The sequence below is a fragment of the Gilvibacter sp. genome (assembly GCF_965601605.1).
In the GTDB taxonomy this organism is placed as follows: Bacteria; Bacteroidota; Bacteroidia; order Flavobacteriales; family Flavobacteriaceae; genus Gilvibacter.
On record NZ_CBFCWJ010000017.1, the window covers coordinates 52,862 to 74,764 of the forward strand.

The window sequence follows — 21,903 nt, forward strand, 5'->3', positions numbered from 1 at the left end:
GAATTACGCCAATACCTGTAGATCATTAGTTCATGCTGCGGCAGATTACATAGCAACATCCCCCGTTCGTACGTATAGACCAGAACTTAGGTTCTCAGGGTCTACATAAAAATTGTTTTACAATTTGATTCCCACGAATGATAACTACAACCAATCTCACTAAAAAATACGCCGATCATTTGGCACTGAATAATTTAAATCTGACCGTTAAACCCGGTGAGATCTATTGTTTGCTTGGTGCTAATGGTGCGGGAAAGACTACCACTATAAATTTGCTTTTAGGATTTATAAGTGCAAGCTCTGGTACGGCAAGCATTGGAGGTATTGATGTATCTAAGGATGCATTGGCTTCCAAAAAGCTCTTGGCCTACATTCCTGAAAATCTCATGCTTTATCCGAGTCTGACAGCCGTTGAGAATCTCGACTACTTCTCAGGTATCGCAGGAAAAAAGTTCTCTAAGTTGGCATTAGAAGAGTTCTTAGAAAATGCCGGTTTACAGGCAGATGCCTTTCACAAGCGCGTGGAAGCCTTTTCTAAAGGGATGCGCCAAAAAGTAGGGATTGCCATTGCCTTGGCTAAAGATGCCAGTGCGCTCCTTTTGGATGAACCTACTTCTGGACTTGATCCAAAGGCGAGCAATGAGTTTGGTTTGCTGCTTCAACAATTGAAAGCTAAGGGCATTGCAACACTGATGGCGACCCATGATCTATTCCGAGCTAAGGAAGTCGCTACTCATATCGGAATCATGAAGAACGGAGAATTGATTCATCAATTCGTTTCTGACGAGATATCGCTCGCAGATTTAGAAAAAGTCTATTTAGAGGCTATGACCTATTAAGCGGATATTATGATTCTAAAAACATTTAAAAAGGAACTTAAAGAGATCACCAGAGACGGGCGAGCACGCATCGCCTTCTTAATCGTAATGGTCCTTTTGGGATCATCGGTTTGGATCAGTGCCAAACGCTATCAGGACACGAACAAGGAATACCAACAAGCCTTGAGCAGTGAAAGGGCAATGTGGGACAATCAAGGGGAGAAGAATCCGCATTCTGCGGCGCATTTTGGCACCTATGCTTTTAAACCAAAATACCCTTTGTCTCTTATTGATCAAGGGGTGGATAAATATGCCGGCACCTCTATCTTCTTAGAAGCTCATAACAGAAACGAAGCGCAGTTCAGCGCTGCGGCGGACCAAACAGGCTTGGCTCGTTTTGGAGAGCTTACTCCAGACTTTGTCTTGTTATTTATGGTTCCCTTGTTGATCATATTACTGGCCTATAATGTTTTTACCAAAGAGCGGGAAATGGGCACCTTGACCCTGTTAAAAAGCCAAGGGCTCTCCAGAGTGAAATGGTTTACGGGCAAATGGTTGGCCTTAATGGTTCCCATTTTGTCACTCACTCTGGTGGTGTTCATTCTTGCTGGTTTGGTTTTGAGTAATCTAAAAGACTTTGGAGAGTTTCAATGGAGTGCATTGGGAGTTTTGTTCCTAGTCTATGCAGCTTATTATATGGTGTTCACTAATGTAGTGATGTTTATTTCGTCTCGTGCACGCAAATCCGGGACCGCACTTGTCATGAGTTTATCGTTGTGGATATTGGCCTGTCTAGCGGCTCCTAAAGCCGCCAGCAATTTTGCTGAAAACGAGCATCCTTACCCGTCCAGACAAGAATTCTTGGCCATGGTCGCTGAAGACAAAAAACAGGGCCTTGACGGACATAATCCATGGAGTAAAGAAGCTAAGCTTTTGGAGCAAGAAGTCCTTAAAGAGTACGGAGTAGATAGTCTGCATCAGCTGCCATTTAATTTTGATGCTTATCGCATGCAAAAAGGGGAGGAACATGAGGCTGAGGTCTATTTCAAGCACTATAACTACCTCAAAGAGCAATACAAGAATCAATCAAAAACGTACAGAAGTCTCGCGGTGATCTCACCATTTTTACCAACCCGATTTATGAGTATGGCCATTGCCCATACCGATTACAATATCCATTGGGATTTTGCAGATGCTGCGGAGGAGTATCGCATTCTGACTCAAAAGTTCCTCAACGATAATTTCGCTGAGAATTCTAAGTTGGGGGAGTGGGGCTATCAGGCAGATGCCAGTTTGTGGCAAGAACTGCCTGCCTTTGAATACGATCCACCAGAATTGCAGCAGATCGTTTCTGACAATCGCGGAAATACTGCTGTCCTATCCCTTTGGCTTGTGGGTTCTTTTGTGTTGAGTTTGCTATCCATAAAAAGAATCTAGTATGCTGAAATACAATTTTACATACGAGCTTAAACTATTGCTGCGCAGTCGCTGGATTCAGTTGCTAAGTCTTTCTCTGATCGTTTTGTTTGGTTTTTCAACTTTTAACGGTTTGCAAAAACTCGATCAGCGCAAAGCCGTTATTTCTGAAGCCATAGCAGAAGTTGAGCAGGCCGATAAGGATATGGAGAAGCTCTTGGATTCTGTCGCACAAGGATTGCCTGTTAGTGCTTCTCGTTGGACCATTCCAACCAATCCTATGGCCGTTGGAAACTATTATCCTCGAGTGGCAGCCATGGAGCCTCCGGCCTTCGCCTTTATAGCTACAGGCCAATCCGATATGTATACTTCTTACGTGAAGCCCAAAGTATCTGAAGATGATTTTGCCCTGAATTTTACGGAAATGACCAGTCCTGTCCAGTTGTTGTTTGGAAGTTTTGATCTCGCCTTTGTTATCGTTTATTTATTGCCACTACTGATCATTGCTTTTTCATACAACATACTGTCAGCAGAAAAGGAACAAGGTACCCTGCGTTTGCTCGGCGCACAACCTATGAGTATTCGTCGTTGGATGCTTCAAAAGTTAGCTTTGCGTTTCTTCTGGCTTTCCTTAATGGTTGTTGTGGTTCTAATCTTGACTTTTACAGTCTTTGGAGCCGAGCTGACCACCAACTTAGCTGATTTTTTTGCCCTTACCGGATTGATCTTAGCCTACATGCTATTTTGGTTTGTTTTAGCCTTCCTTGTAAATCTAAGAGCTGGTAGCTCTGCAAAGAACGCAGTATCTATGCTTGGTTTGTGGGTGATTTTGGTTTTGCTGGTTCCTTCCGCATTGAATCAAGTGGGAAATACAGCATATCCTATTCCATCGCGTACCCTGATGATCAACGATATGCGTGCTAAAAAGACGGAAGTGTCTAAAAAGCAAGATGAGATCTTGGACGCCTATCTGAGAGATCATCCGGAATACGCCATCAATGATACCGCTCAAGCACGAAATTTTTACCACCGTTATATAGCCTCTCAGGAGCTCATTAAGAAAGAACTAGCACCTGTAGTCGGAGCCTTTGAAGCTCAGCTGGAAAAACAACAAGAGGTTTTTGAAAAGTTTAAATGGTTATCTCCTGCCTTGGTCACGCAGCAATCGCTCAATGCTATTGCTGGGAGCTCTACTGCGGATTATGAAAGTTACAGAAAACAAGTAATTGCTTTTGCGGGTACCTGGAGAGATCATCTCTCGCCAATGTTGTACAACAACCAGGAGTTTAAAGCCAGTGATATTTCAGAATTACCCCACTTTATATACAAACCTCCCTCACAAAATCTTAGCCTTACCACTTTGATTTTGGTAGGATTGTCTCTAGTTCTCATCGCTATAGGGTGGGGTTTTTCTCAAAAACGTCAGAAACAAAACGGTTTAATTGGAGCATAAGTGAAGAATCAAACACTAGACAAACTCGCAATCACCACCTCCATCTGTTGCGCCTTGCACTGCGCGGTGGTTCCTCTTTTACTAGGGATAACAGCTTTGACTGGCTTGCGCTTTTTAGAGAACCCGATGATTGAAATGGGATTCGTAGCTGTTGGGATCTTTTTGGCCGTATTCTCTTTGGGCAGAGGCGCTTTGAAGCATAAAAATCATAGCCCAATCCGAATGGCGATAATCGGTATTGTTTTGTTGGTGGTCAGCCGATTTGAGATCGGGGAGACCTTAGAAGTGGTTATCACCGTTATGGGCAGCTTGTTCTTAATTATAAGTCATTCCCGAAACATAAACGCATTTAAAGCATACGAACGCAGTATAGTTAGTGAAAATTGAGTGTTCGTATTTTTTGATTTAGTGTGTGGAGCAGGTGAATGGGCTCCACTGCGGACCCGGGCGAGAGCCCGGGTTTTTCAATTTGCTTGGTCTAAGTTACTAAATGCTACTTATATCATAAATGCTCTTATCTTAAATCAGTCTAAACAGAAATAAAACAGAATCAGTTATTTAAATTCAATCTAAAAGCTACTCTTTGTAAGTTTGAGTAAATCAACACTGAAAAAAGATGGCTATATCACTAGGAAACAGTTGCATCAATTGCGCAAATTTGGTGCTTAATGATAACTGTAAAGTACACGGAGTACAAGTAAGACAAAATTATACTTGTGAGCGTTTTGAAATGAAAGCGTCTCTCAATAATGACGCGAGTTGTGATTCCTGCGCAAAGTTTGGAAACTCTGCCTGCGCACACCCGTCACAAGCAAAATCAGGCGTGTTATGCTCCTCTTGGGCACCAGAACACGTAACCGCTTAGTTTAGTAAAAGCGTATAATCTATATCCAGAACCGTAAGTAAATCTTGCGGTTCTTTGTTTTTTAGGCATACCAATTCCTGAAGCGCATCAAACTCTTGTTTGCTGAATACCAGCGATAGATTCTTCTGCATGGTGTAAATAGGAATGACACGTTTGCGAGGGCTGTTCTGATACTTACAATCCCAGTAGTCCACATTAATGTTGGTCAGGTAGGTCTCAAAATTCAACAATTCTTCATCGTTGAATTCCATATAAAGGTTGTTGAAGGTGAGTTGAAACTTTCTACAATTCTCACAGTAAGCAAGCTCTCCATTAACATTTTTAGTAAGTACCTTGACTGAATGACACATAGTGCTTTGGGTTTAGATCAGTATCTGTAAATGCATCTAATTTTCTACAGCACAAATGTACACCAGAATTTCATTATTTAAAATAAATCTAAATAAAAATAGATGTTAAAATTCTGAAGAAACTAATCTCTTTACTTCCAACTGAAAGATAACGTGATATGATGTACTTTTGTGAAACCCAGAAATCAAGAAAGAACTAAAGGTCTAATCATTGACCAATTAACAGTATATATCCTCTATTTGGTTTTTATGCGGTTAAATGAACACTGGTCAATTAAAAACCCGGCGCTTAGCGTCGGGTTTTGCATTTTATAGTCTGTGACTCTAGATCATAGCCGATTTAGTGAGCCTTGATAGGGTTTTTAATTTCGGTCTTGTAGGTCTTCTGCGTCCTACCCGAGCACCGAGGCCATAGGAGTTGTTGATAGGTAAAGATTACAATTGGACCGGCGTTGTGACCGATATTACCGGTTTTTATTTGTACATGACCACAGGCACGGGTGAGTACCTAACTTTGCCTAATAATTTAGTCCTTCAAAAAGGGATAGAATTACTGCCTGAATATCCTGAGGAAAATGCTGATAATCAAGAGGATGCGGCGTTCTTTAAATAGCCCATAAACTAAGGCAATAGTGGGTATAAATTTTAGTTATGTTTAGTTTTTGATCTAAATAGTTAAACAAAAGCTAAAATTCTAGTTTTCAAGGCTAACAATTATTAGTTTTACTCAACTAAAATTTAAAGCTATGAGCCTATTTGATAAAGCCCAAGAGTTCCTCAGTAGAAAGATGAGCCACATGTCCACTAGTGATCGGGTAAAAGCTTCAAGAGAAGCGAAGGCCTTGGTACTTGGACTCAACGAAATTTACAAACAAGATAAAGATGCCTCCATCATGGATTTGATGAAGACCATCACCGTGAAAAAGAGAAAAATAGAAAAACGTTTATATCACGTACCTACAGTTTAAACTTACTGTGATACAGACACTTTGGAGAAAGGGATAGCCTTAAAGGTTATTCCTTTTTTATATTTTAAAGGTAATCACCGGGCGTTGCGCGTGATTTACCAGGTCTTCACTGATACTTCCGTTAAAAAAGTGAGACAGTCCTTTGCGGCCGTGTGTGGACATTCCCACCAATTGCGCGTCCGTTTCCTTAGCAAAATTCAAAATACCTTTCTCTACAGAATGATCGTTGTAAATGTTCAGGCTGTAATTCTCAAGGCCCATGTCTTTGGTAAAGGTTCGCATAAGAGTGAGCGCTTCATCAGAAGTCTTAAAATCACTTACAGTATTGACAAAGAGCAAATGGAGCTTAGCATTCATGCTCTGCGAAAACTTATATGCCTTGTCTAATGGAGTTCTGCATTCTTCAGAAAAATCCGTTGCAAACACAAAGTCGTTGATGTCAAAATCATCGTGATCGTTTTTGATGACCAGTACAGGTTTGTCCGAAGTCCGAACTACTTTCTCTGTGTTACTGCCGATGAACATTTCTTTAAATCCGCTGGCGCCGTGCGAGCCCATAACGATCAAATCGATATCATTGACCTTGATCGCGTCTTGGATGCCTGCGTAGATCTCGTTATAGGCAACCTCCTGATGCACGGTCAATCCATCTAAATAGGGTTTGCGCTCCATTTCCTTGAAATTCTTTTCAGCGAGCTTGATAAAGAACAGGGATTCCGGAAGTTGTTCGTTGTTTCCAGAATTAGCCAAATGAATCGGTAATTCTAAAATATGGAGTAGGTGAATTTCTCCATTGTGTTTTCTGGCAAGGTCCGCAGCTACTTTTAATGCGTACTCAGCTTGTTCAGAAAAGTCAGTTGGCACTAATATTCGTTGCATGTTTGTGGTTTTTAGTATGTAGGAAATTACGAAATAAACCTATGCGCCAAAGGCTTTTAAGTCTCAAAAATTATTGCTATATTTGCAGCGCATTTATAGGGAATAACGAACTATGAGGGGACACAAAGTCCCCTCTTTTTATAGACCATGTTCAAAGAAAAAGTAATCGATCTTGTTTCGGCAGCGCTAGAAGAGCGTCCGGATCTTTTTTTGATAGACCTGCACATTGGTGAGGGGAATCAGATCAAGATTGTCATTGATGGAGACCAAGGAGTACGAGTTGAAGACTGCATTGCCATGAGCCGCGCGGTAGAGCACAACTTGGATCGTGAAGAAACGGACTTTTCTTTGGAGGTGACTTCTGCGGGAGCTACAGCGCCTTTAGAATTGCCGAGACAATTCGTCAAGAACATTGGTCGTAAACTTGCTGTTAAGACCGCCGAAGGAGAAAAACTGGAAGGCGATTTGACTGCTGCAGACGATTCAGGTTGTACCCTGAGTTGGAAGACCCGAGAACCAAAGCCTGTTGGAAAAGGTAAGGTTACAGTGCAGAAAGAGGCAACCTTGGCCTATGCCGATATTGCCGAAGCTAAAGTGATGATCAAATTTTAATTAAGAATAAGCAGATGGAAAATCTCGCATTAATCGAATCATTTTCAGAGTTTAAAGACGACAAGCTGATTGATCGTGTAACCCTGATGGCGATTTTGGAAGATGTATTCAGAAGTGCTTTAAAGAAAAAGTACGGAGATGACGATAACTTCGATATTATCATTAACCCTGACAAGGGGGATTTAGAGATCTGGCGCAACCGTATCGTTGTGGCCGATGGCGAAGTTGAAGACGAGAACCAGGAAATTTCATTGACCGAGGCCCAAAAAATTGAGCCTGACTTTGAAGTTGGCGAGGATGTATCCGAAGAAGTAAAACTCATTGATCTTGGACGTAGAAGTATTTTGGCCTTGCGTCAGAACTTGATCTCTAAGATCCACGAGCATGACAATACCAACATCTACAAGCAGTTTAAAGAGCTTGAAGGTGAGATTTATACAGCAGAGGTGCACCACATTCGTCACCGTGCGGTAATTTTGTTGGACGATGAAGGCAACGAGATCATTTTGCCAAAGGATCGTCAGATTCCATCAGACTTCTTCCGCAAAGGAGAGAACGTTCGTGGAATTATTGAGAGCGTGGAGCTCAAGGGCAACAAGCCTGCGATCATCATGTCTCGTGCAAACCCATTGTTTTTGGAAAAACTCTTCGAGCAAGAGATTCCAGAAGTATTTGACGGTTTGATCACTGTGAAAAAAGTAGTGCGTATTCCAGGAGAGAAGGCCAAAGTGGCTGTAGACTCTTATGATGACAGAATTGATCCAGTAGGTGCCTGTGTGGGTATGAAAGGATCGCGTATTCACGGAATCGTGCGCGAGTTGGGTAATGAGAACATTGACGTGATCAACTATACCAACAACCTGCAACTGTTTATCTCTCGTGCCTTGAGCCCGGCCAAGATCACTTCTATGAAATTGGATGAGGAGAACAAGCGCGCTGAGGTTATCTTGCGTCCGGAAGAGGTTTCTAAAGCCATTGGACGTGGAGGACACAATATTCGTTTGGCGGGTCAATTGACTGGTTATGAAATCGATGTGTTCCGTGAAGGTGCAGAAGAAGACGTAGAATTAAGAGAATTCTCTGATGAGATCGAAGATTGGATCATCGCAGAATTCAGCAAAATAGGTTTAGATACCGCCAAGAGTATCTTGGAAAAAGAAGTTGGCGATTTGGTGAAAATGACCGATTTGGAAGAAGAAACCATCGTCGAAGTAATGAATATTTTAAAAGAAGAATTCGAGGAGTAAATTGTAACTTGCGGATTCTTATTAGCTAAGAGAGAAGCATTTTTATGGCTGAAGTAAAAACAATGAGGCTTAGTAAAGTTTTGCGAGAATTTAATATTTCGCTTGATCGTGCCGTTGACTTTTTAAAGGAAAACGGATTCGAGGTGGAGGCACGCCCTACAACCAAGATCACGGGAGAGGAATATCAAATTCTGTTTGACGAGTTTCAAACGGACAAGAGCAAGAAGGTAGCCTCAAAAGAAGTTGGTGAAGAAAAGCGAAAGGAGAAAGAAGAACTCCGTTTGGCTCGTGAGCGCGAACTGGAAGAAAAGCAGCAACGCGAAACTTCCAAAGTGATCAAAGCCAAAGCGCAGCTCGATGGGCCAAAGGCAGTAGGTAAGATTGACCTAGAGCCTAAGAAGGAAACCCCAGAGCCTGAGCCACAGCCAGAACCGGTTAAAGAGCAGGAAGCTCCTAAAGTTGAAAAGGAAGCTCCTAAAGCTCCAAAAACTCCAAAAGCTCCTGAGAAGAAAGAGGAGAAGAAGGAAGCTGCTCCAGTAGAAGCCAAGAAGGAAGAGGCTCCAGCAGAGCCAGGCAAACCGGACAAGGTAAAAACCCAGTACAAAAAACTGGACGGTCCTAACTTCACAGGACAAAAAATCGATCTGGATAAGTTCAAAAAGCCAGAGCGTAAAAAGAAAGATACCGATAATAAGGACGACAAGAAAGGTGGCGGACCTAACAGAGAGAAACGCGGCAAGCGCCGTCGTATCAGTAAGGAGCCATCCGGAGGTCGTGATAACAGACGCGGCGGAAACAGACGTTCTCCAATTGTAAAGGAGGAGCCGTCTGAGGAAGAAGTGCAAAGACAAGTGCGCGAAACTCTTGAAAAGCTTCAAGGGAAGAGCAGCAAAGGGAAAGGTGCCAAATACCGTCGTGAGAAGCGTGATTCTCACCGTGAAAAGACGGAAAAAGAGCTGGCAGCTGCAGAAGCAGAAAGCAAAACACTGCGCGTAACAGAATTTGTTACGGTAAGTGAGGTTGCAACCATGATGGATGTGTCCGTGACACAGATCATCTCTGCTTGTATGTCTTTGGGAATGATGGTGACCATGAACCAGCGTCTGGATGCAGAAACACTTTCTATTGTTGCCGATGAATTCGGGTTTGAAGTAGAATTTGTAACTGCAGATATTGAAGAAGCAATTCAAGAGGTTGAAGACAAACCAGAAGATCTGGAGTCTCGTGCACCGATCGTAACGGTTATGGGTCACGTTGACCACGGTAAGACCTCTTTACTGGATTATATTCGTGATGCGAACGTGATTGCCGGAGAATCCGGAGGAATCACCCAGCACATTGGAGCCTATGGGGTAACCTTAGAAAGCGGTCAAAAGATCACCTTCCTTGATACTCCTGGTCACGAGGCCTTTACCGCGATGCGTGCTAGAGGTACTCAAGTAACTGACTTAGTGATCATTGTGGTTGCTGCGGATGATGATATCATGCCTCAGACCAAGGAAGCGATCTCTCACGCCCAAGCGGCGGGAGTGCCAATCGTTTTTGCGATTAATAAGGTAGATAAGCCAACGGCGAATCCAGATAAGATTAAAGAAGGACTTGCGGCCATGAACCTCTTGGTAGAGGATTGGGGTGGTAAGATCCAATCACACGACATCTCGGCCAAAACAGGTCAAGGAGTGAATGAACTCCTAGAAAAGGTGTTATTAGAGGCAGAGCTTCTTGAACTGAAAGCCAACCCGAACAAGGCGGCTGTAGGTAGTGTGATTGAAGCTTTCTTGGACAAGGGTAGAGGTTATGTATCCACTATATTGGTACAAGCCGGTACTCTTGAAATTGGAGATTATGTACTTGCCGGACAACACTCTGGTAAGGTAAAAGCCATGCATGATGAGCGCGGTAAATCCATTAAAAAGGCAGGGCCGGCTACTCCGGTTTCTATCTTAGGTTTGGACGGAGCGCCTCAGGCTGGTGATAAATTCAACGTCTTTGAAGACGAACGTGAGGCAAAAGCAATTGCAGCCAAGCGTACGCAATTACAGCGTGAGCAGTCTGTAAGAACACAGCGTCACATTACTCTGGATGAGATTGGACGCCGAATTGCCCTTGGAGACTTTAAAGAGCTTAACATCATCCTTAAAGGAGATGTGGATGGTTCTGTAGAAGCTTTGACCGATTCGTTCCAGAAACTCTCTACAGAGGAGATTCAAGTGAACATCCTACACAAAGGTGTGGGTGCGATCACCGAAAGTGATGTGCTCTTGGCGTCTGCTTCTGATGCGATCATTATTGGATTTAATGTACGTCCGATGGGTAATGCCCGTCAGGTAGCTGATAAAGAAGAAATCGACATCAGAACGTACTCGATCATCTACGATGCGATCAACGATCTTAAAGATGCGATGGAAGGGATGCTTTCTCCAGAAATGAAGGAAGAGATTACTGGAACCGCAGAGATCCGCGAAACCTTCAAGATTTCCAAGATCGGAACCATTGCAGGTTGTATGGTAACCAACGGAAAGATCTTCCGCAATTCTGGGGTACGCCTGATCCGCGAAGGTGTGGTTATCTTCACTGGCGAATTGGCTTCCTTGAAGCGATTTAAAGACGATGTAAAAGAAGTATCTAAAGGGTACGACTGTGGTATGCAAGTCAAAAACTATAATGACATCAAAGAAGGTGATATTGTAGAGGCATTCCAGGAAGTAGCCGTTAAAAAGAAACTGTAATTGACAGTTTAATAGAAATAAAAAAGCGACCATTTGGTCGCTTTTTTTTATGCTTTATTCGTCCTTTTTCTTGGCCCGACTCCGCTTTATTGGGAAGGCTGCCGGAAACTTATCTTGTATTTTAACCAAAGCCTGATCTGCTTCTAATCGCGTGCTAAAATTACCCACCCATACCTTATAGTTAGGTGTTTCGTACTCAATGTTGGCTGGCCATTCAGCGAAACTGTTGCGGTATTTGCGCAAGGTGCTGTTGGCAGTATTGAGTTCTCCATAATAAAGTTGAATGGTATATCCATCGGCGAGTTTGTTGTTCTTTTCCATGGATTTTTTTAGGTCCAATAATTCCGCAATCTGAGGATCTTCATTTACGGTGACTTGTCCTTGTTGAGCAGTCGTATTCTGGATTGAAAACAGGGCTATTAGACCCAAAATCAACATTTTAATTTCTATACGTTTCATCATGGTTAATCGCTGAGTTGGCAAAGGTATAGCTTTATAACTCACTACTTTTATTTTTTATTATTTAGAATCGTTATAAATTGTAGATTAACAATCCGTTCACACTTTTTAAAATCGACTTTATGTCGTAGTTTTGCGCTGTTATTTATGGCTCCTAAAATAGCCTTTTTTAACTAACTAAAAAGGCCGATTTAGAGCCGTTAAAAAGACGATAATTAACCTGAAGTATGAAAAAGGTGACACACCGTTCGTTAACTACCAGATTATCACTCACTTTACTAGCATTACTGCTATCGTTTTCAACCTTAACTTTTGGTCAAGAGCCAGCTGCTGCTGATGCTGTTGCCGATGCTGCTCCCGCTGCTGATCTCGGAGGAGATCCCGCTGCCGGAAAAACATTGTTCAACGCCAACTGTGCATCCTGTCACAAGCTCTATGCCAAAGCTACTGGTCCTGCTCTTTTTGGAGTTGGAGACAAATACGAGAAAGAGTGGCTTTACAAATGGGTGCGCAACTCTCAAGCGCTGATCAAATCTGGTGATGCCAGAGCCGTTGCAATCTCTACCGAGTACAACGGGGCTGTGATGAATTCTTTCGAGGCCTTGTCCAATGAGGATATCGATAACATTATTGCTTATACCTATACGCCAAAACCAGCACCAGTAATTCCTACTGGAGCTGTAGCAGAAGCTGGTGGTGGAGGTGGTATCTCCAGCGATATCATTTTGGCTGTTCTGGCCTTGGTGTTCTTGATGTTGGCCATCATGCTTTACTTGGTTAACAAGACATTGAAAAGAATTGCCGTTGCTAACGGTGTTGAATATGAAGACAAGGAGCGTGCAGAGCGTTTGCCAATTTGGAAAGCTTTTGCGCAAAACCAATTCTTGGTTTTAGTCAGTGCAATCATGTTGTTATTGGCTAGCGGATACTTCGCTTACGGATGGATGAGTCAGGTAGGTGTTGATCAGGGTTATGCTCCGGTCCAACCAATACACTACTCGCACAGAATCCACGCAGGTACGAACCAGATTGACTGTAAGTACTGTCACAGTTCTGCTCGTAAGAGTAAGCATTCGGGAATTCCATCTTTGAATGTTTGTATGAACTGTCACAAGAACATCGCTCAAGTAGGGGATAAAACTTACCAAGAAGGTATTTCTGAATACCAGATCGACTACAACAAAGAGATTCAAAAATTATACGACGCTGTAGGTTGGGATAGAGACAACCAGCGTTACACAGGAGAGACCAAGCCGGTGAAGTGGGTGCGTATCCACAACCTTCCGGATTTCGCATACTTCAACCACTCTCAGCACGTAACTGTTGCGGGTGTTGAGTGTCAGACCTGTCACGGTCCTGTGGAGGAGATGGAGATCATGTATCAATATTCTCCGCTAACTATGGGATGGTGTATCAACTGTCACCGCGAAACCAATGTTAAACTAGAGAGCAACGAGTACTACGCGAAAATTCACGAGACGCTTTCTAAAGAGTATGACTTCCCTACACTTACTGCCGCACAGAACGGTGGTTTGGAATGTGGAAAATGTCACTACTAATTCATTAAAGGCAAATTTCGATTATATATGGCATCGAACAAGAAATACTGGAAAAGTGTTGAGGAGCTGAAAGATCACAGCCCTATTCTTGAGACGCTACGACAAAACGAATTCGTTGAACCGATTCCAACTGATGAGTTCCTTGGGGACGAGCAGACTATGGAAAATTCTTCGACTTCTAGACGTGACTTCTTAAAGTTTGTTGGATTCTCTACAGCTGCGGCTACCTTGGCTGCCTGTGAAGGTCCAGTAATCAAATCTATTCCTTACGTAAACGCTCCTGATGAGATCGTTCCTGGAGTAGCAAACTACTATGCGACCACCATTGCAGACGGTTTTGATTTTGCAAACGTATTGATCAAAACTCGTGAAGGGCGTCCTATTAAAGTAGAGTCTAACGACATGGCCATGCACAACGGTAGCGTAAACGCCCGTGTACATGCTTCTGTGTTGTCTATGTATGATACACAACGTTTGGCTGGACCAATGATTGGTGGGGAAGCGGCTTCTTGGGCTGACTTTGATAGCCAAATGGCTGCTAAGCTAAACGGAATGGCTGGAAAGGAAGTTGTTCTTTTGACACAGACCTTTGCAAGTCCTTCTACTTCTAAACTGATCGCTGAGTTTACTGCAAAGTATCCTAACGTTAAGCACGTTGTTTACGATTCAGTATCGAGCTCAGAAGCTTTGGATGCCTTCCAAAACAAATTCGGAGTTCGCGCCTTAGCAGATTACGATTTCTCTAAAGCAGAGGTTATCGTTTCTGTTGGAGCTGATATTCTAGGTGACTGGCAAGGTGGTGGATACGATTCTGGATATTCTGCCGGACGTGTTCCAAAGAACGGAAAGATGTCTCGTCACATTCAGTTTGAATCAAACATGACCTTATCTGGTGCTAACGCAGACAAGCGTGTTGCCGTTAAGCCATCAGAACTTAAAAAGATAATGAACGCATTGAACGGCGGATCTACTTCTGGTCTTTCAGACAAAGTAGCAGAAGCTGTAAAAAATGCAAAAGCACAATTGAACGCTGCCGGTGCAAACGGAGTAGTAGTTTGTGGTGCTGAGGATGTAGCTTGTCAAGCTATGGTGTTGGAAATGAATGCCAACTCTGTAGTAATGGATGCTGCTAAGCCTCGAATGGTACGTCAGGGTAATAAAGCTGAGGTACTTAAAGTAATGAACGGCGTGATGAGCGGTTCTGTAAAAGGGCTTATCGCTGTAGGTGTGGATCCGGTTTATGCTTTCCCTGGGAAAGGATTTGCTGAGGCCTTCGCCAACCTTGAATTGAGTGCAACCTTTGCCATGAAAGCAAACGCTACTGCGGCGGCTTCTCAGTTCGTAGGTGCTACACCACATTATTTAGAGTCTTGGGGTGATGCGCAAATCAAGAAGGGATACTTCAGTTTGCAGCAGCCAACCATCAGACCATTGTTTGACACACGTTCTTTCCAAGATACCCTATTGGCTTGGATGGAGAGTGATCAGACTTATTACGATTATATTAAGGACACTTGGACGTCTATCCTTGGAGGATCTTCTTGGAACCAAGCGCTTCAAGACGGTGTCTTTATGAGCGATGCTGAAGTAGCTATGGACGTAGCTGGTTCAGAGAACGTAGATACAACTTTAGAAGACGCCACTTCTAACGGAGCTCAAGACGGAGCTTCCAGCGGAATGGAACTTCTTTTATATACCAACACTGCAATTGGTGATGGACGTCAGGCAAACAACCCTTGGTTGCAAGAAATGCCAGATCCGATCACTCGTGCATCTTGGGACAACTACTTAACCATGTCTGCAGCCGATGCTGCGGCCAAAGGGATTATCAACGAGAATGTTGCTAACGGTGCTTTGAACGGTTCTTACGCCAAAGTAACTGTAGGTGATGTTACTCTTGAAAAGGTACCTGTGTATATCCAACCAGGACAAGCAAAAGGTACTGTTGGTCTTGCTTTAGGTTACGGGCAAACCAACGCCATCCAAAAAGAAATGCAAACCGGTGTAAACGCTTATGCGCTTTACAACGGATTCAACTTGATGCAAGCAGGTGTTCAGGTGGAGAAAACCTCCGGTGATCACGAATTTGCTTGTGTACAGTTGCACAATACTATGATGGGTCGCGATATTATTCGCGAAACCACCTTAGATGTATATAAGGACAAAGACGTTCACTATTGGAACCCAATTCCAGAAGTGTCTAAAGATCACCAGGAAATTCCTGTGACCTCTCCAGATGCTGACCTTTGGGATCCGTTTGATCGTTCTGTCGGTCACCACTTCAACATGTCCATTGACCTGAACGCATGTACAGGTTGTGGGGCTTGTGTGATCGCTTGTCACGCAGAAAACAACGTACCAGTAGTAGGTAAATCAGAAGTACGTCGCAGCCGCGATATGCACTGGTTGAGAATTGACCGTTACTACTCGTCAGAAGAAGATTTTGCAGCAGATGCTCAGAAGAAGGACGATATGTCTGGTCTTTGGGGAGATAATGGTTCTCTAGGCGGATTTGGAGAAATGGAAGATCCAGCAGAGAATCCACAGGTAGCCTTTATGCCTGTTATGTGTCAGCACTGTAACCATGCTCCTTGTGAGACCGTGTGTCCAGTAGCCGCAACTTCTCACGGCCGTCAAGGTCAGAACCACATGGCTTATAACCGTTGTGTGGGTACGCGTTACTGTGCAAACAACTGTCCTTATAAAGTACGTCGCTTCAACTGGTTCTTGTACAACGAGAATGACGAGTTCAACTATCACATGAACAACGACCTTGGTCGTATGGTATTGAACCCAGACGTTGTAGTACGCTCTCGCGGGGTTATGGAGAAATGTTCTATGTGTATCCAAATGACACAGAAGACCATTCTTGATGCTAAGCGCGATGGACGTCCTGTAAAAGACGGTGAATTCCAAACTGCTTGTTCTAATGCATGTTCTGCAGGAGCAATCACCTTTGGAGATGTCAACGATCACAGCAGTGAGATCTACAAGAAGAAAAAAGACAGTCGTATGTATCACCTACTAGAAGCTGTAGGTACAGAGCCAAACGTGATGTACCAGACTAAGGTGAGAAATACTAAAGAATCGTAACTACTAAATAATTTTAGCAAAGGATATGGCATCGCATTACGAAGCACCCATTAGAAGACCTTTAGTAACAGGTAACAAAACATACAGTGACGTCACTCGTGACGTAGCTGCGCCTGTTGAAGGTACTGCCAATAAGCAATGGTGGATAGTATTTTCCATTGCACTGGTTGCATTTTTATGGGGAATAGGATGTATCGTTTACACCGTCTCAACAGGGGTTGGAACTTGGGGTCTTAACAAGACCGTAGGTTGGGCCTGGGATATCACCAACTTCGTTTGGTGGGTAGGTATTGGTCACGCGGGAACGCTGATCTCCGCGGTACTGCTCTTATTCCGTCAGAAATGGAGAATGGCAATTAACCGATCTGCAGAGGCGATGACGATCTTCTCGGTAATTCAGGCTGGTTTGTTCCCAATTATTCACATGGGACGTCCTTGGTTGGCTTACTGGGTATTGCCGATTCCGAACCAATTTGGTTCGCTGTGGGTAAACTTTAATTCACCGCTACTTTGGGACGTATTCGCGATCTCTACCTATCTATCGGTTTCCTTGGTATTCTGGTGGACGGGACTTTTGCCTGATTTCGCGATGATCCGTGATAGAGCGATCACTCCTTTTACTAAAAGAATTTACAGCATCCTTTCCTTTGGATGGTCTGGACGCGCCAAAGACTGGCAACGTTTTGAAGAAGTATCTTTGGTATTGGCCGGTTTGGCGACGCCACTTGTACTTTCTGTACACACCATTGTATCCTTTGACTTTGCTACTTCGGTAATTCCTGGATGGCACACCACGATCTTCCCACCATACTTTGTTGCCGGGGCGATCTTCTCAGGATTCGCGATGGTAAACACCCTACTGATCATTATGCGTAAGGTGTCTAACTTGGAGAATTACATTACTATTCAGCACATCGAGCTTATGAACATCGTGATCATGATCACTGGTTCTATTGTAGGTGTTGCTTATATCACTGAGCTTTTCATTGCTTGGTACTCAGGAGTGGAATACGAGCAGTATGCATTCCTCAACCGTGCAACCGGACCTTACTGGTGGGCATACTGGGCAATGATGACCTGTAACGTGTTCTCACCACAGTTCATGTGGTTCCCAAAACTTAGAAGAAGCATCATGTTCTCTTTCTTCATCTCGATCGTGGTAAACATTGGAATGTGGTTTGAGCGTTTTGTGATCATCGTGACTTCATTGCACCGTGACTACTTGCCATCTTCTTGGACTATGTTCTCACCAACCTTTGTTGATATCGGGATCTTTATCGGAACTATTGGATTCTTCTTTGTATTGTTCTTACTATACGCAAGAACCTTCCCAGTAATCGCACAAGCAGAGGTGAAGTCGATCCTCAAATCATCTGGAGATCGCTACAAGAACCTAAGAGCTGAACAAGGTGATGATGCTCCGCATTACACGATGCCTGATACAGCGGCTACTCAAGTAGAAGCAGCTCCTGCAGCAGACCTATCTGAAGAAGATAAAGCAGCAGGTATCAGCACGCTGATGAGCAAACTCGGAAGCTTTAATCCAGACACGGATACTGCAGATGACCTTAAAAAGATCTCTGGAGTTGGTCCTAAAATGGAAGAAAAACTACACGAACTCGGCATCTATACTTTTGATCAAGTAAGCAAGATGACCGATGCAGAATACGATCTATTAGACAGCATTATTGGCGAGTTCCCAGGCCGTGCGAAGCGCGACGATTGGGCTGGTCAAGCTAACGAACTTAAAAATCAATAACGGATGGCTTCAAAAGTAATTCACGCACTTTACACTGACGACGACATTCTGCTGAATGCCGTTAAGGAGACCCGTAAGGCACACTATCACATTGAAGAAGTGTATACCCCTTTCCCTGTTCACGGACTAGAGAAAGCAATGGGCCTTGCTGATACGCGACTTGCCATCTGTGCTTTCATGTACGGATTGGTTGGACTGTCTGTAGCAGTTACGATGATGAACTTCATCATGATTGAAGATTGGCCACAAAACATTGGTGGTAAGCCAAGTTTTAGCTATATCGAGAACATGCCGGCCTTTGTACCGATTATGTTTGAGATGACAGTATTCTTTGCAGCGCACCTTATGGTAATTACCTTCTATATGCGCTCTAAGCTTTGGCCGTTCAAGAAAGCCGAAAATCCAGATTTGCGTACCACAGACGATCACTTCTTGATGGAAGTTGATCTAGGTGGGCACAGCGAAGAGGAAGTCTCTAAGTTCTTATCAGGAACTGGAGCCACAGAACTTAAAATAGTAGAAAAGGAATCAGACCACTAGACCTATGAAGCGTTTATTAAACCTATCCTTAATTTTTGCAGCGGCATTGTCGTTGGTGGGTTGTTTTGACGAAAGCAAACCAAACTACCAGTATATGCCCAATATGTACGAGCCTGTAGGTTATGAGACCTATGGCGAGTACGAGATCTTTGAAAACGAGCAAGAGGCTATGCTTCCGGTTGACGGTACCATTCCACGTGGTTGGATGCCGTATGACTATCCAAACACCTTAGAAGGTAAAGAGATGGCATCTGCGGAGCTTACTAATCCACATCCAGTGACTCAAGAGAACTTGGACAAAGGAAAAGAGCTTTATGACATTTACTGTGCAGTATGTCACGGAACCAAAGGTGATGGTCAAGGTATCCTTATGAAAAATGAAGTATTCCTCGGAATTCCTTCTTACGCAGACCGTGTAGTAACAGACGGAAACGTTTATCACGTGATGATGTACGGATTGAACTCTATGGGATCATACGCTTCTCAAACCAATGAGTTGGAGCGCTGGCAGATCACTATGCACGTAAGAAACCTTACGGCAGCCCTAACGGGTGGGGAGCCACTTACGGTGGTAGAACCAATGGAAGATGCGATGGATTCCATGGATGCAATGAGTGACGAAGCTCAAGCAGACGAGGCTCACGATTCAACAGACGAAGCACATTAATAATAGACAAAAGAGATATTTACGATATGTATACGCTACCTAACAAACTAAAACTTTTCGCTATTATTTTTATGGTGGTTGGTGCCTTGGGTATGATTGGAGGTTTCCTTGCGGTTCCTTCAAATGTAGAAGAGGTAAAGACCATGATGGCCAGTCACGATGACGGTCATGGCGGAGGTCATGGAGATGCTACTGCTGCTCACGGAGGAGATCACGGCGCTGCCGGAGCTCACGGTGAGGAAGGTGCTCATTCGGGTGATGCCCACTACGAGCACGTTTTAGGACAGTTGCAAAACCGTCCCTGGGCGGCTGTTTATGTTGCAGCTTTCTTCTTTATGATGATCGCTCTTGGAGCATTGGCCTTTTACGCGATACAATATGCAGCACAAGCTGGTTGGTCTCCTGTACTCTTTAGAGTGATGGAAGGAATTACCGCTTATCTGCCGGTAGGAACAGTTATTCTGTTTGTACTGCTATTGCTTTCTGCTTTACATTTCAATCACCTTTTCCACTGGATGGACGGTGATCTAGTAAATCCAGATAGCGACAAATTTGACAAGATCATTGCTGGAAAATCCGGTTTCTTGAATACACCTTTCTTCTTGATCCGCGCGGGGATCTTCATCTTAGGATGGAACCTTTACCGTGCGATCTCTAGAAAGTACTCTTTGAAATTGGACGAAACCAACGATCCAGCATACTTTAAAAAGCTATTTAAGTTCTCTGCCGGATTCCTAGTATTCTTCATCGTGACAGAATCGATGATGTCTTGGGACTGGATCATGAGCTTTGACCCACACTGGTTCTCTACCTTATTTGGATGGTATGTGTTTGCGGGTATGATGGTTTGCGCCATTACCGTGATCGCGATGATAACCATGGTGCTAAAATCTCAAGGTTATTTAGAGTTTGTAAACGACAGCCACATCCACGATTTGGCCAAGTTTATGTTTGGATTCAGTATTTTCTGGACCTACCTATGGTTCTCTCAGTTCATGCTGATCTGGTACTCTAACATTCCGGAAGAGGTAACGTACTTCGTTACAAGAATTGAAGATTTCAACCTCTTGTTCTTTGGAATGGTTGCGATGAACTTTGTGTTCCCGCTGCTAATCCTTATGAACAGCGATTACAAACGAGTGAACTTGTTTGTGATTATGGCAGGTATTATTATCCTGGCGGGTCACTACATTGATGTATTTGTTATGGTTATGCCATCTGCAGTAGGTACATCATGGTATATTGGAATGCCAGAGATCGGAGCTATGATGTTCTTCTTTGGGTTGTTCGTCTTTGTAGTGTTCACTGCATTGACCAAGGCACCATTATTGGCCAAGGCCAACCCATTATTGAAAGAAAGTAAACAGTTCCATTATTAATAAGTAAACTATTAAAGAAGAGTTATAACGATGACCGCATTTTTATACTTAGTAGTAATCATCCTTTTCGCTGTCAGTGTTTGGCAGATGAGCAAGATCCTTTCTATGTCTAAAGCAGGAGAGGACAGTAGCACTTCTCAGATCGCTAATGATAAAGACAACAAGATCAACGGTAAGTTGATGTTGGGCTTTGTAATCTTTATCTATGTATTGGCGTTCATTTCATTCTACAAATGGTCTGATGTATTGCTTCCGGACTCTGCTTCAGAGCACGGAGTTGACATTGACCAACTATGGTTGATCTCCATGATCATCATCTTTATTGTAGGGATTATCACCCAGTGGTTGTTGCACTATTTTGCATTCAAGTACAGTGGTAAAAAAGGACAACGCGCTACTTTTTATGCAGATAATGACCGTTTGGAATTTATCTGGACCGTTATTCCAGTTATCGTATTGGCGGGATTGATCATTTACGGATTGTTCACTTGGTCCGACATTATGAATGTCGACACAGAAGACGATCCATTAGTGATTGAGCTTTATGCTTACCAGTTTGACTGGCGTGCCCGTTATGCCGGCGATGATAACATTCTAGGAGACGCTAACGTTCGCCTTATTGAAGGAGTGAACCAGTTAGGTCTTGACGCTTCCGATCCGGATGCACAGGATGATATCGTTGTTAATGAATTACACCTGCCAGTTGGCAGAAAGATCCTCTTTAAAATGCGTTCTCAGGACGTGTTACACTCGGCCTATATGCCGCATTTTAGAGCTCAAATGAACTGTGTGCCAGGAATGGTTACCCAGTTTTCGTTTACTCCTACCAAGACCACCGAGGAGATGCGTTTAGACGATGAAATCATTGCGAAGGTTGAGCATATCAACTCGATTCGCTCTGAAAAGAACGTAGCTCGTGCAATTGCAGGCGATGAGCCTTTAGAGTTGTATGAGTTTGATTATTTATTGCTATGTAACAAGATCTGTGGTAACACGCATTACAACATGCAGATGAAGATCGTAGTTGAGACGGAAGATGAATTCAACGAATGGCTTTCGACTCAAGACAACTTCGCCACAACTATGAAAAATTAAAAAAGAATTTTTACA

The 21,903-nt window shown here is 43.4% G+C and carries 19 protein-coding genes; 16 read left to right on the forward strand and 3 right to left on the reverse strand.

Annotated features, from left to right (window positions below):
* Positions 1-137: 137 nt before the first annotated feature.
* From ACSLP7_RS04455 to ACSLP7_RS04470, 4 genes are read left to right on the forward strand one after another with little or no spacing between them, the layout of a single operon-like run.
* Positions 138-839 (forward strand): ABC transporter ATP-binding protein, encoded by a 702-nt coding sequence (locus ACSLP7_RS04455; RefSeq protein ID WP_435578204.1) that lies wholly within the window; start codon positions 138-140, stop codon positions 837-839.
* Positions 840-848: 9 nt separating this feature from the next.
* Positions 849-2,255, forward strand: coding sequence for a DUF3526 domain-containing protein (locus ACSLP7_RS04460; protein ID WP_435578205.1), 1,407 nt, complete (start codon positions 849-851; stop codon positions 2,253-2,255).
* 1 nt (position 2,256) lies between these two features.
* On the forward strand, positions 2,257-3,687 hold the full coding sequence (locus tag ACSLP7_RS04465; RefSeq protein ID WP_435578206.1) for a DUF3526 domain-containing protein: 1,431 nt from the start codon (positions 2,257-2,259) through the stop codon (positions 3,685-3,687).
* Positions 3,688-4,074, forward strand: coding sequence for a MerC domain-containing protein (locus ACSLP7_RS04470; protein ID WP_435578207.1), 387 nt, complete (start codon positions 3,688-3,690; stop codon positions 4,072-4,074).
* 474 nt (positions 4,075-4,548) lie between these two features.
* Here the strand turns inward: ACSLP7_RS04470 and ACSLP7_RS04475 are convergent, their stop codons facing one another.
* Positions 4,549-4,902, reverse strand: a complete 354-nt coding sequence (locus ACSLP7_RS04475; RefSeq protein ID WP_435578208.1) for a DUF6686 family protein — start codon at positions 4,900-4,902, stop codon at positions 4,549-4,551.
* Positions 4,903-5,356: 454 nt separating this feature from the next.
* Here ACSLP7_RS04475 and ACSLP7_RS04480 point away from each other — a divergent pair, with 454 nt between their 5' ends.
* The gene (locus ACSLP7_RS04480) at positions 5,357-5,515 is read left to right on the forward strand and encodes a hypothetical protein (RefSeq protein WP_435578209.1); all 159 of its coding nucleotides are present in this window, start codon (positions 5,357-5,359) and stop codon (positions 5,513-5,515) included.
* A 133-nt stretch (positions 5,516-5,648) separates the two neighbouring features.
* A complete protein-coding gene (locus ACSLP7_RS04485) occupies positions 5,649-5,870 on the forward strand; it encodes a hypothetical protein (protein ID WP_435578210.1) in 222 nt (73 codons plus the stop codon).
* Positions 5,871-5,927: 57 nt separating this feature from the next.
* On the opposite strand, the gene ACSLP7_RS04490 is transcribed toward ACSLP7_RS04485, so the two are convergent.
* Positions 5,928-6,749 (reverse strand): universal stress protein, encoded by an 822-nt coding sequence (locus ACSLP7_RS04490; RefSeq protein ID WP_435578211.1) that lies wholly within the window; start codon positions 6,747-6,749, stop codon positions 5,928-5,930.
* Positions 6,750-6,896: 147 nt separating this feature from the next.
* Here ACSLP7_RS04490 and rimP point away from each other — a divergent pair, with 147 nt between their 5' ends.
* The 3 genes from rimP to infB are packed head-to-tail and all read left to right on the forward strand — an operon-like array spanning position 6,897 to position 11,337.
* Positions 6,897-7,361 (forward strand): ribosome assembly cofactor RimP, encoded by a 465-nt coding sequence (gene rimP, locus ACSLP7_RS04495; RefSeq protein ID WP_435578212.1) that lies wholly within the window; start codon positions 6,897-6,899, stop codon positions 7,359-7,361.
* Positions 7,362-7,375: 14 nt separating this feature from the next.
* Positions 7,376-8,608, forward strand: a complete 1,233-nt coding sequence (gene nusA, locus ACSLP7_RS04500) for a transcription termination factor NusA (RefSeq protein ID WP_435578213.1) — start codon at positions 7,376-7,378, stop codon at positions 8,606-8,608.
* 44 nt (positions 8,609-8,652) lie between these two features.
* Positions 8,653-11,337 (forward strand): translation initiation factor IF-2, encoded by a 2,685-nt coding sequence (gene infB, locus ACSLP7_RS04505; protein WP_435578214.1) that lies wholly within the window; start codon positions 8,653-8,655, stop codon positions 11,335-11,337.
* A 54-nt stretch (positions 11,338-11,391) separates the two neighbouring features.
* Here infB and ACSLP7_RS04510 read toward each other — a convergent pair whose 3' ends face one another.
* Positions 11,392-11,799 (reverse strand): SPOR domain-containing protein, encoded by a 408-nt coding sequence (locus ACSLP7_RS04510; RefSeq protein ID WP_435578215.1) that lies wholly within the window; start codon positions 11,797-11,799, stop codon positions 11,392-11,394.
* 224 nt (positions 11,800-12,023) lie between these two features.
* On the opposite strand from ACSLP7_RS04510, the gene ACSLP7_RS04515 reads away from it, so the two are divergent.
* From ACSLP7_RS04515 to ACSLP7_RS04545, 7 genes are read left to right on the forward strand one after another with little or no spacing between them, the layout of a single operon-like run.
* Positions 12,024-13,355 carry a c-type cytochrome gene (locus tag ACSLP7_RS04515; RefSeq protein ID WP_435578216.1) on the forward strand — a complete coding sequence of 444 codons (1,332 nt, stop codon included), beginning with the start codon at positions 12,024-12,026 and terminating at the stop codon, positions 13,353-13,355.
* Positions 13,356-13,382: 27 nt separating this feature from the next.
* On the forward strand, positions 13,383-16,448 hold the full coding sequence (locus ACSLP7_RS04520; RefSeq protein ID WP_435578217.1) for a TAT-variant-translocated molybdopterin oxidoreductase: 3,066 nt from the start codon (positions 13,383-13,385) through the stop codon (positions 16,446-16,448).
* A gap of 25 nt (positions 16,449-16,473) precedes the next feature.
* A complete protein-coding gene (nrfD, locus tag ACSLP7_RS04525; RefSeq protein WP_435578218.1) occupies positions 16,474-18,207 on the forward strand; it encodes an NrfD/PsrC family molybdoenzyme membrane anchor subunit in 1,734 nt (577 codons plus the stop codon).
* A gap of 3 nt (positions 18,208-18,210) precedes the next feature.
* Positions 18,211-18,747, forward strand: a complete 537-nt coding sequence (locus ACSLP7_RS04530) for a DUF3341 domain-containing protein (protein WP_435578219.1) — start codon at positions 18,211-18,213, stop codon at positions 18,745-18,747.
* A gap of 4 nt (positions 18,748-18,751) precedes the next feature.
* On the forward strand, positions 18,752-19,414 hold the full coding sequence (locus tag ACSLP7_RS04535; protein WP_435578220.1) for a c-type cytochrome: 663 nt from the start codon (positions 18,752-18,754) through the stop codon (positions 19,412-19,414).
* A 26-nt stretch (positions 19,415-19,440) separates the two neighbouring features.
* On the forward strand, positions 19,441-20,793 hold the full coding sequence (locus ACSLP7_RS04540; RefSeq protein WP_291182499.1) for a quinol:cytochrome C oxidoreductase: 1,353 nt from the start codon (positions 19,441-19,443) through the stop codon (positions 20,791-20,793).
* A gap of 30 nt (positions 20,794-20,823) precedes the next feature.
* Positions 20,824-21,888, forward strand: coding sequence for a cytochrome c oxidase subunit II (locus tag ACSLP7_RS04545; RefSeq protein ID WP_435578221.1), 1,065 nt, complete (start codon positions 20,824-20,826; stop codon positions 21,886-21,888).
* Positions 21,889-21,903: the final 15 nt, after the last annotated feature.

Excerpts from the sequence above, each read along its gene's own strand:
- ACSLP7_RS04520 (WP_435578217.1), top strand. The coding sequence starts at position 13,383 with ATGGCATCGAACAAGAAATACTGGAAAAGTGTTGAGGAGCTGAAAGAT.
- nusA (WP_435578213.1), top strand. The coding sequence starts at position 7,376 with ATGGAAAATCTCGCATTAATCGAATCATTTTCAGAGTTTAAAGACGAC.
- ACSLP7_RS04475 (WP_435578208.1), bottom strand. The coding sequence starts at position 4,902 with ATGTGTCATTCAGTCAAGGTACTTACTAAAAATGTTAATGGAGAGCTT.
- ACSLP7_RS04540 (WP_291182499.1), top strand. The coding sequence starts at position 19,441 with ATGTATACGCTACCTAACAAACTAAAACTTTTCGCTATTATTTTTATG.
- ACSLP7_RS04455 (WP_435578204.1), top strand. The coding sequence starts at position 138 with ATGATAACTACAACCAATCTCACTAAAAAATACGCCGATCATTTGGCA.
- ACSLP7_RS04535 (WP_435578220.1), top strand. The coding sequence starts at position 18,752 with ATGAAGCGTTTATTAAACCTATCCTTAATTTTTGCAGCGGCATTGTCG.
- ACSLP7_RS04510 (WP_435578215.1), bottom strand. The coding sequence starts at position 11,799 with ATGATGAAACGTATAGAAATTAAAATGTTGATTTTGGGTCTAATAGCC.
- ACSLP7_RS04530 (WP_435578219.1), top strand. The coding sequence starts at position 18,211 with ATGGCTTCAAAAGTAATTCACGCACTTTACACTGACGACGACATTCTG.
- ACSLP7_RS04515 (WP_435578216.1), top strand. The coding sequence starts at position 12,024 with ATGAAAAAGGTGACACACCGTTCGTTAACTACCAGATTATCACTCACT.
- ACSLP7_RS04485 (WP_435578210.1), top strand. The coding sequence starts at position 5,649 with ATGAGCCTATTTGATAAAGCCCAAGAGTTCCTCAGTAGAAAGATGAGC.
- nrfD (WP_435578218.1), top strand. The coding sequence starts at position 16,474 with ATGGCATCGCATTACGAAGCACCCATTAGAAGACCTTTAGTAACAGGT.
- ACSLP7_RS04460 (WP_435578205.1), top strand. The coding sequence starts at position 849 with ATGATTCTAAAAACATTTAAAAAGGAACTTAAAGAGATCACCAGAGAC.
- rimP (WP_435578212.1), top strand. The coding sequence starts at position 6,897 with ATGTTCAAAGAAAAAGTAATCGATCTTGTTTCGGCAGCGCTAGAAGAG.
- infB (WP_435578214.1), top strand. The coding sequence starts at position 8,653 with ATGGCTGAAGTAAAAACAATGAGGCTTAGTAAAGTTTTGCGAGAATTT.
- ACSLP7_RS04490 (WP_435578211.1), bottom strand. The coding sequence starts at position 6,749 with ATGCAACGAATATTAGTGCCAACTGACTTTTCTGAACAAGCTGAGTAC.
- ACSLP7_RS04465 (WP_435578206.1), top strand. The coding sequence starts at position 2,257 with ATGCTGAAATACAATTTTACATACGAGCTTAAACTATTGCTGCGCAGT.
- ACSLP7_RS04545 (WP_435578221.1), top strand. The coding sequence starts at position 20,824 with ATGACCGCATTTTTATACTTAGTAGTAATCATCCTTTTCGCTGTCAGT.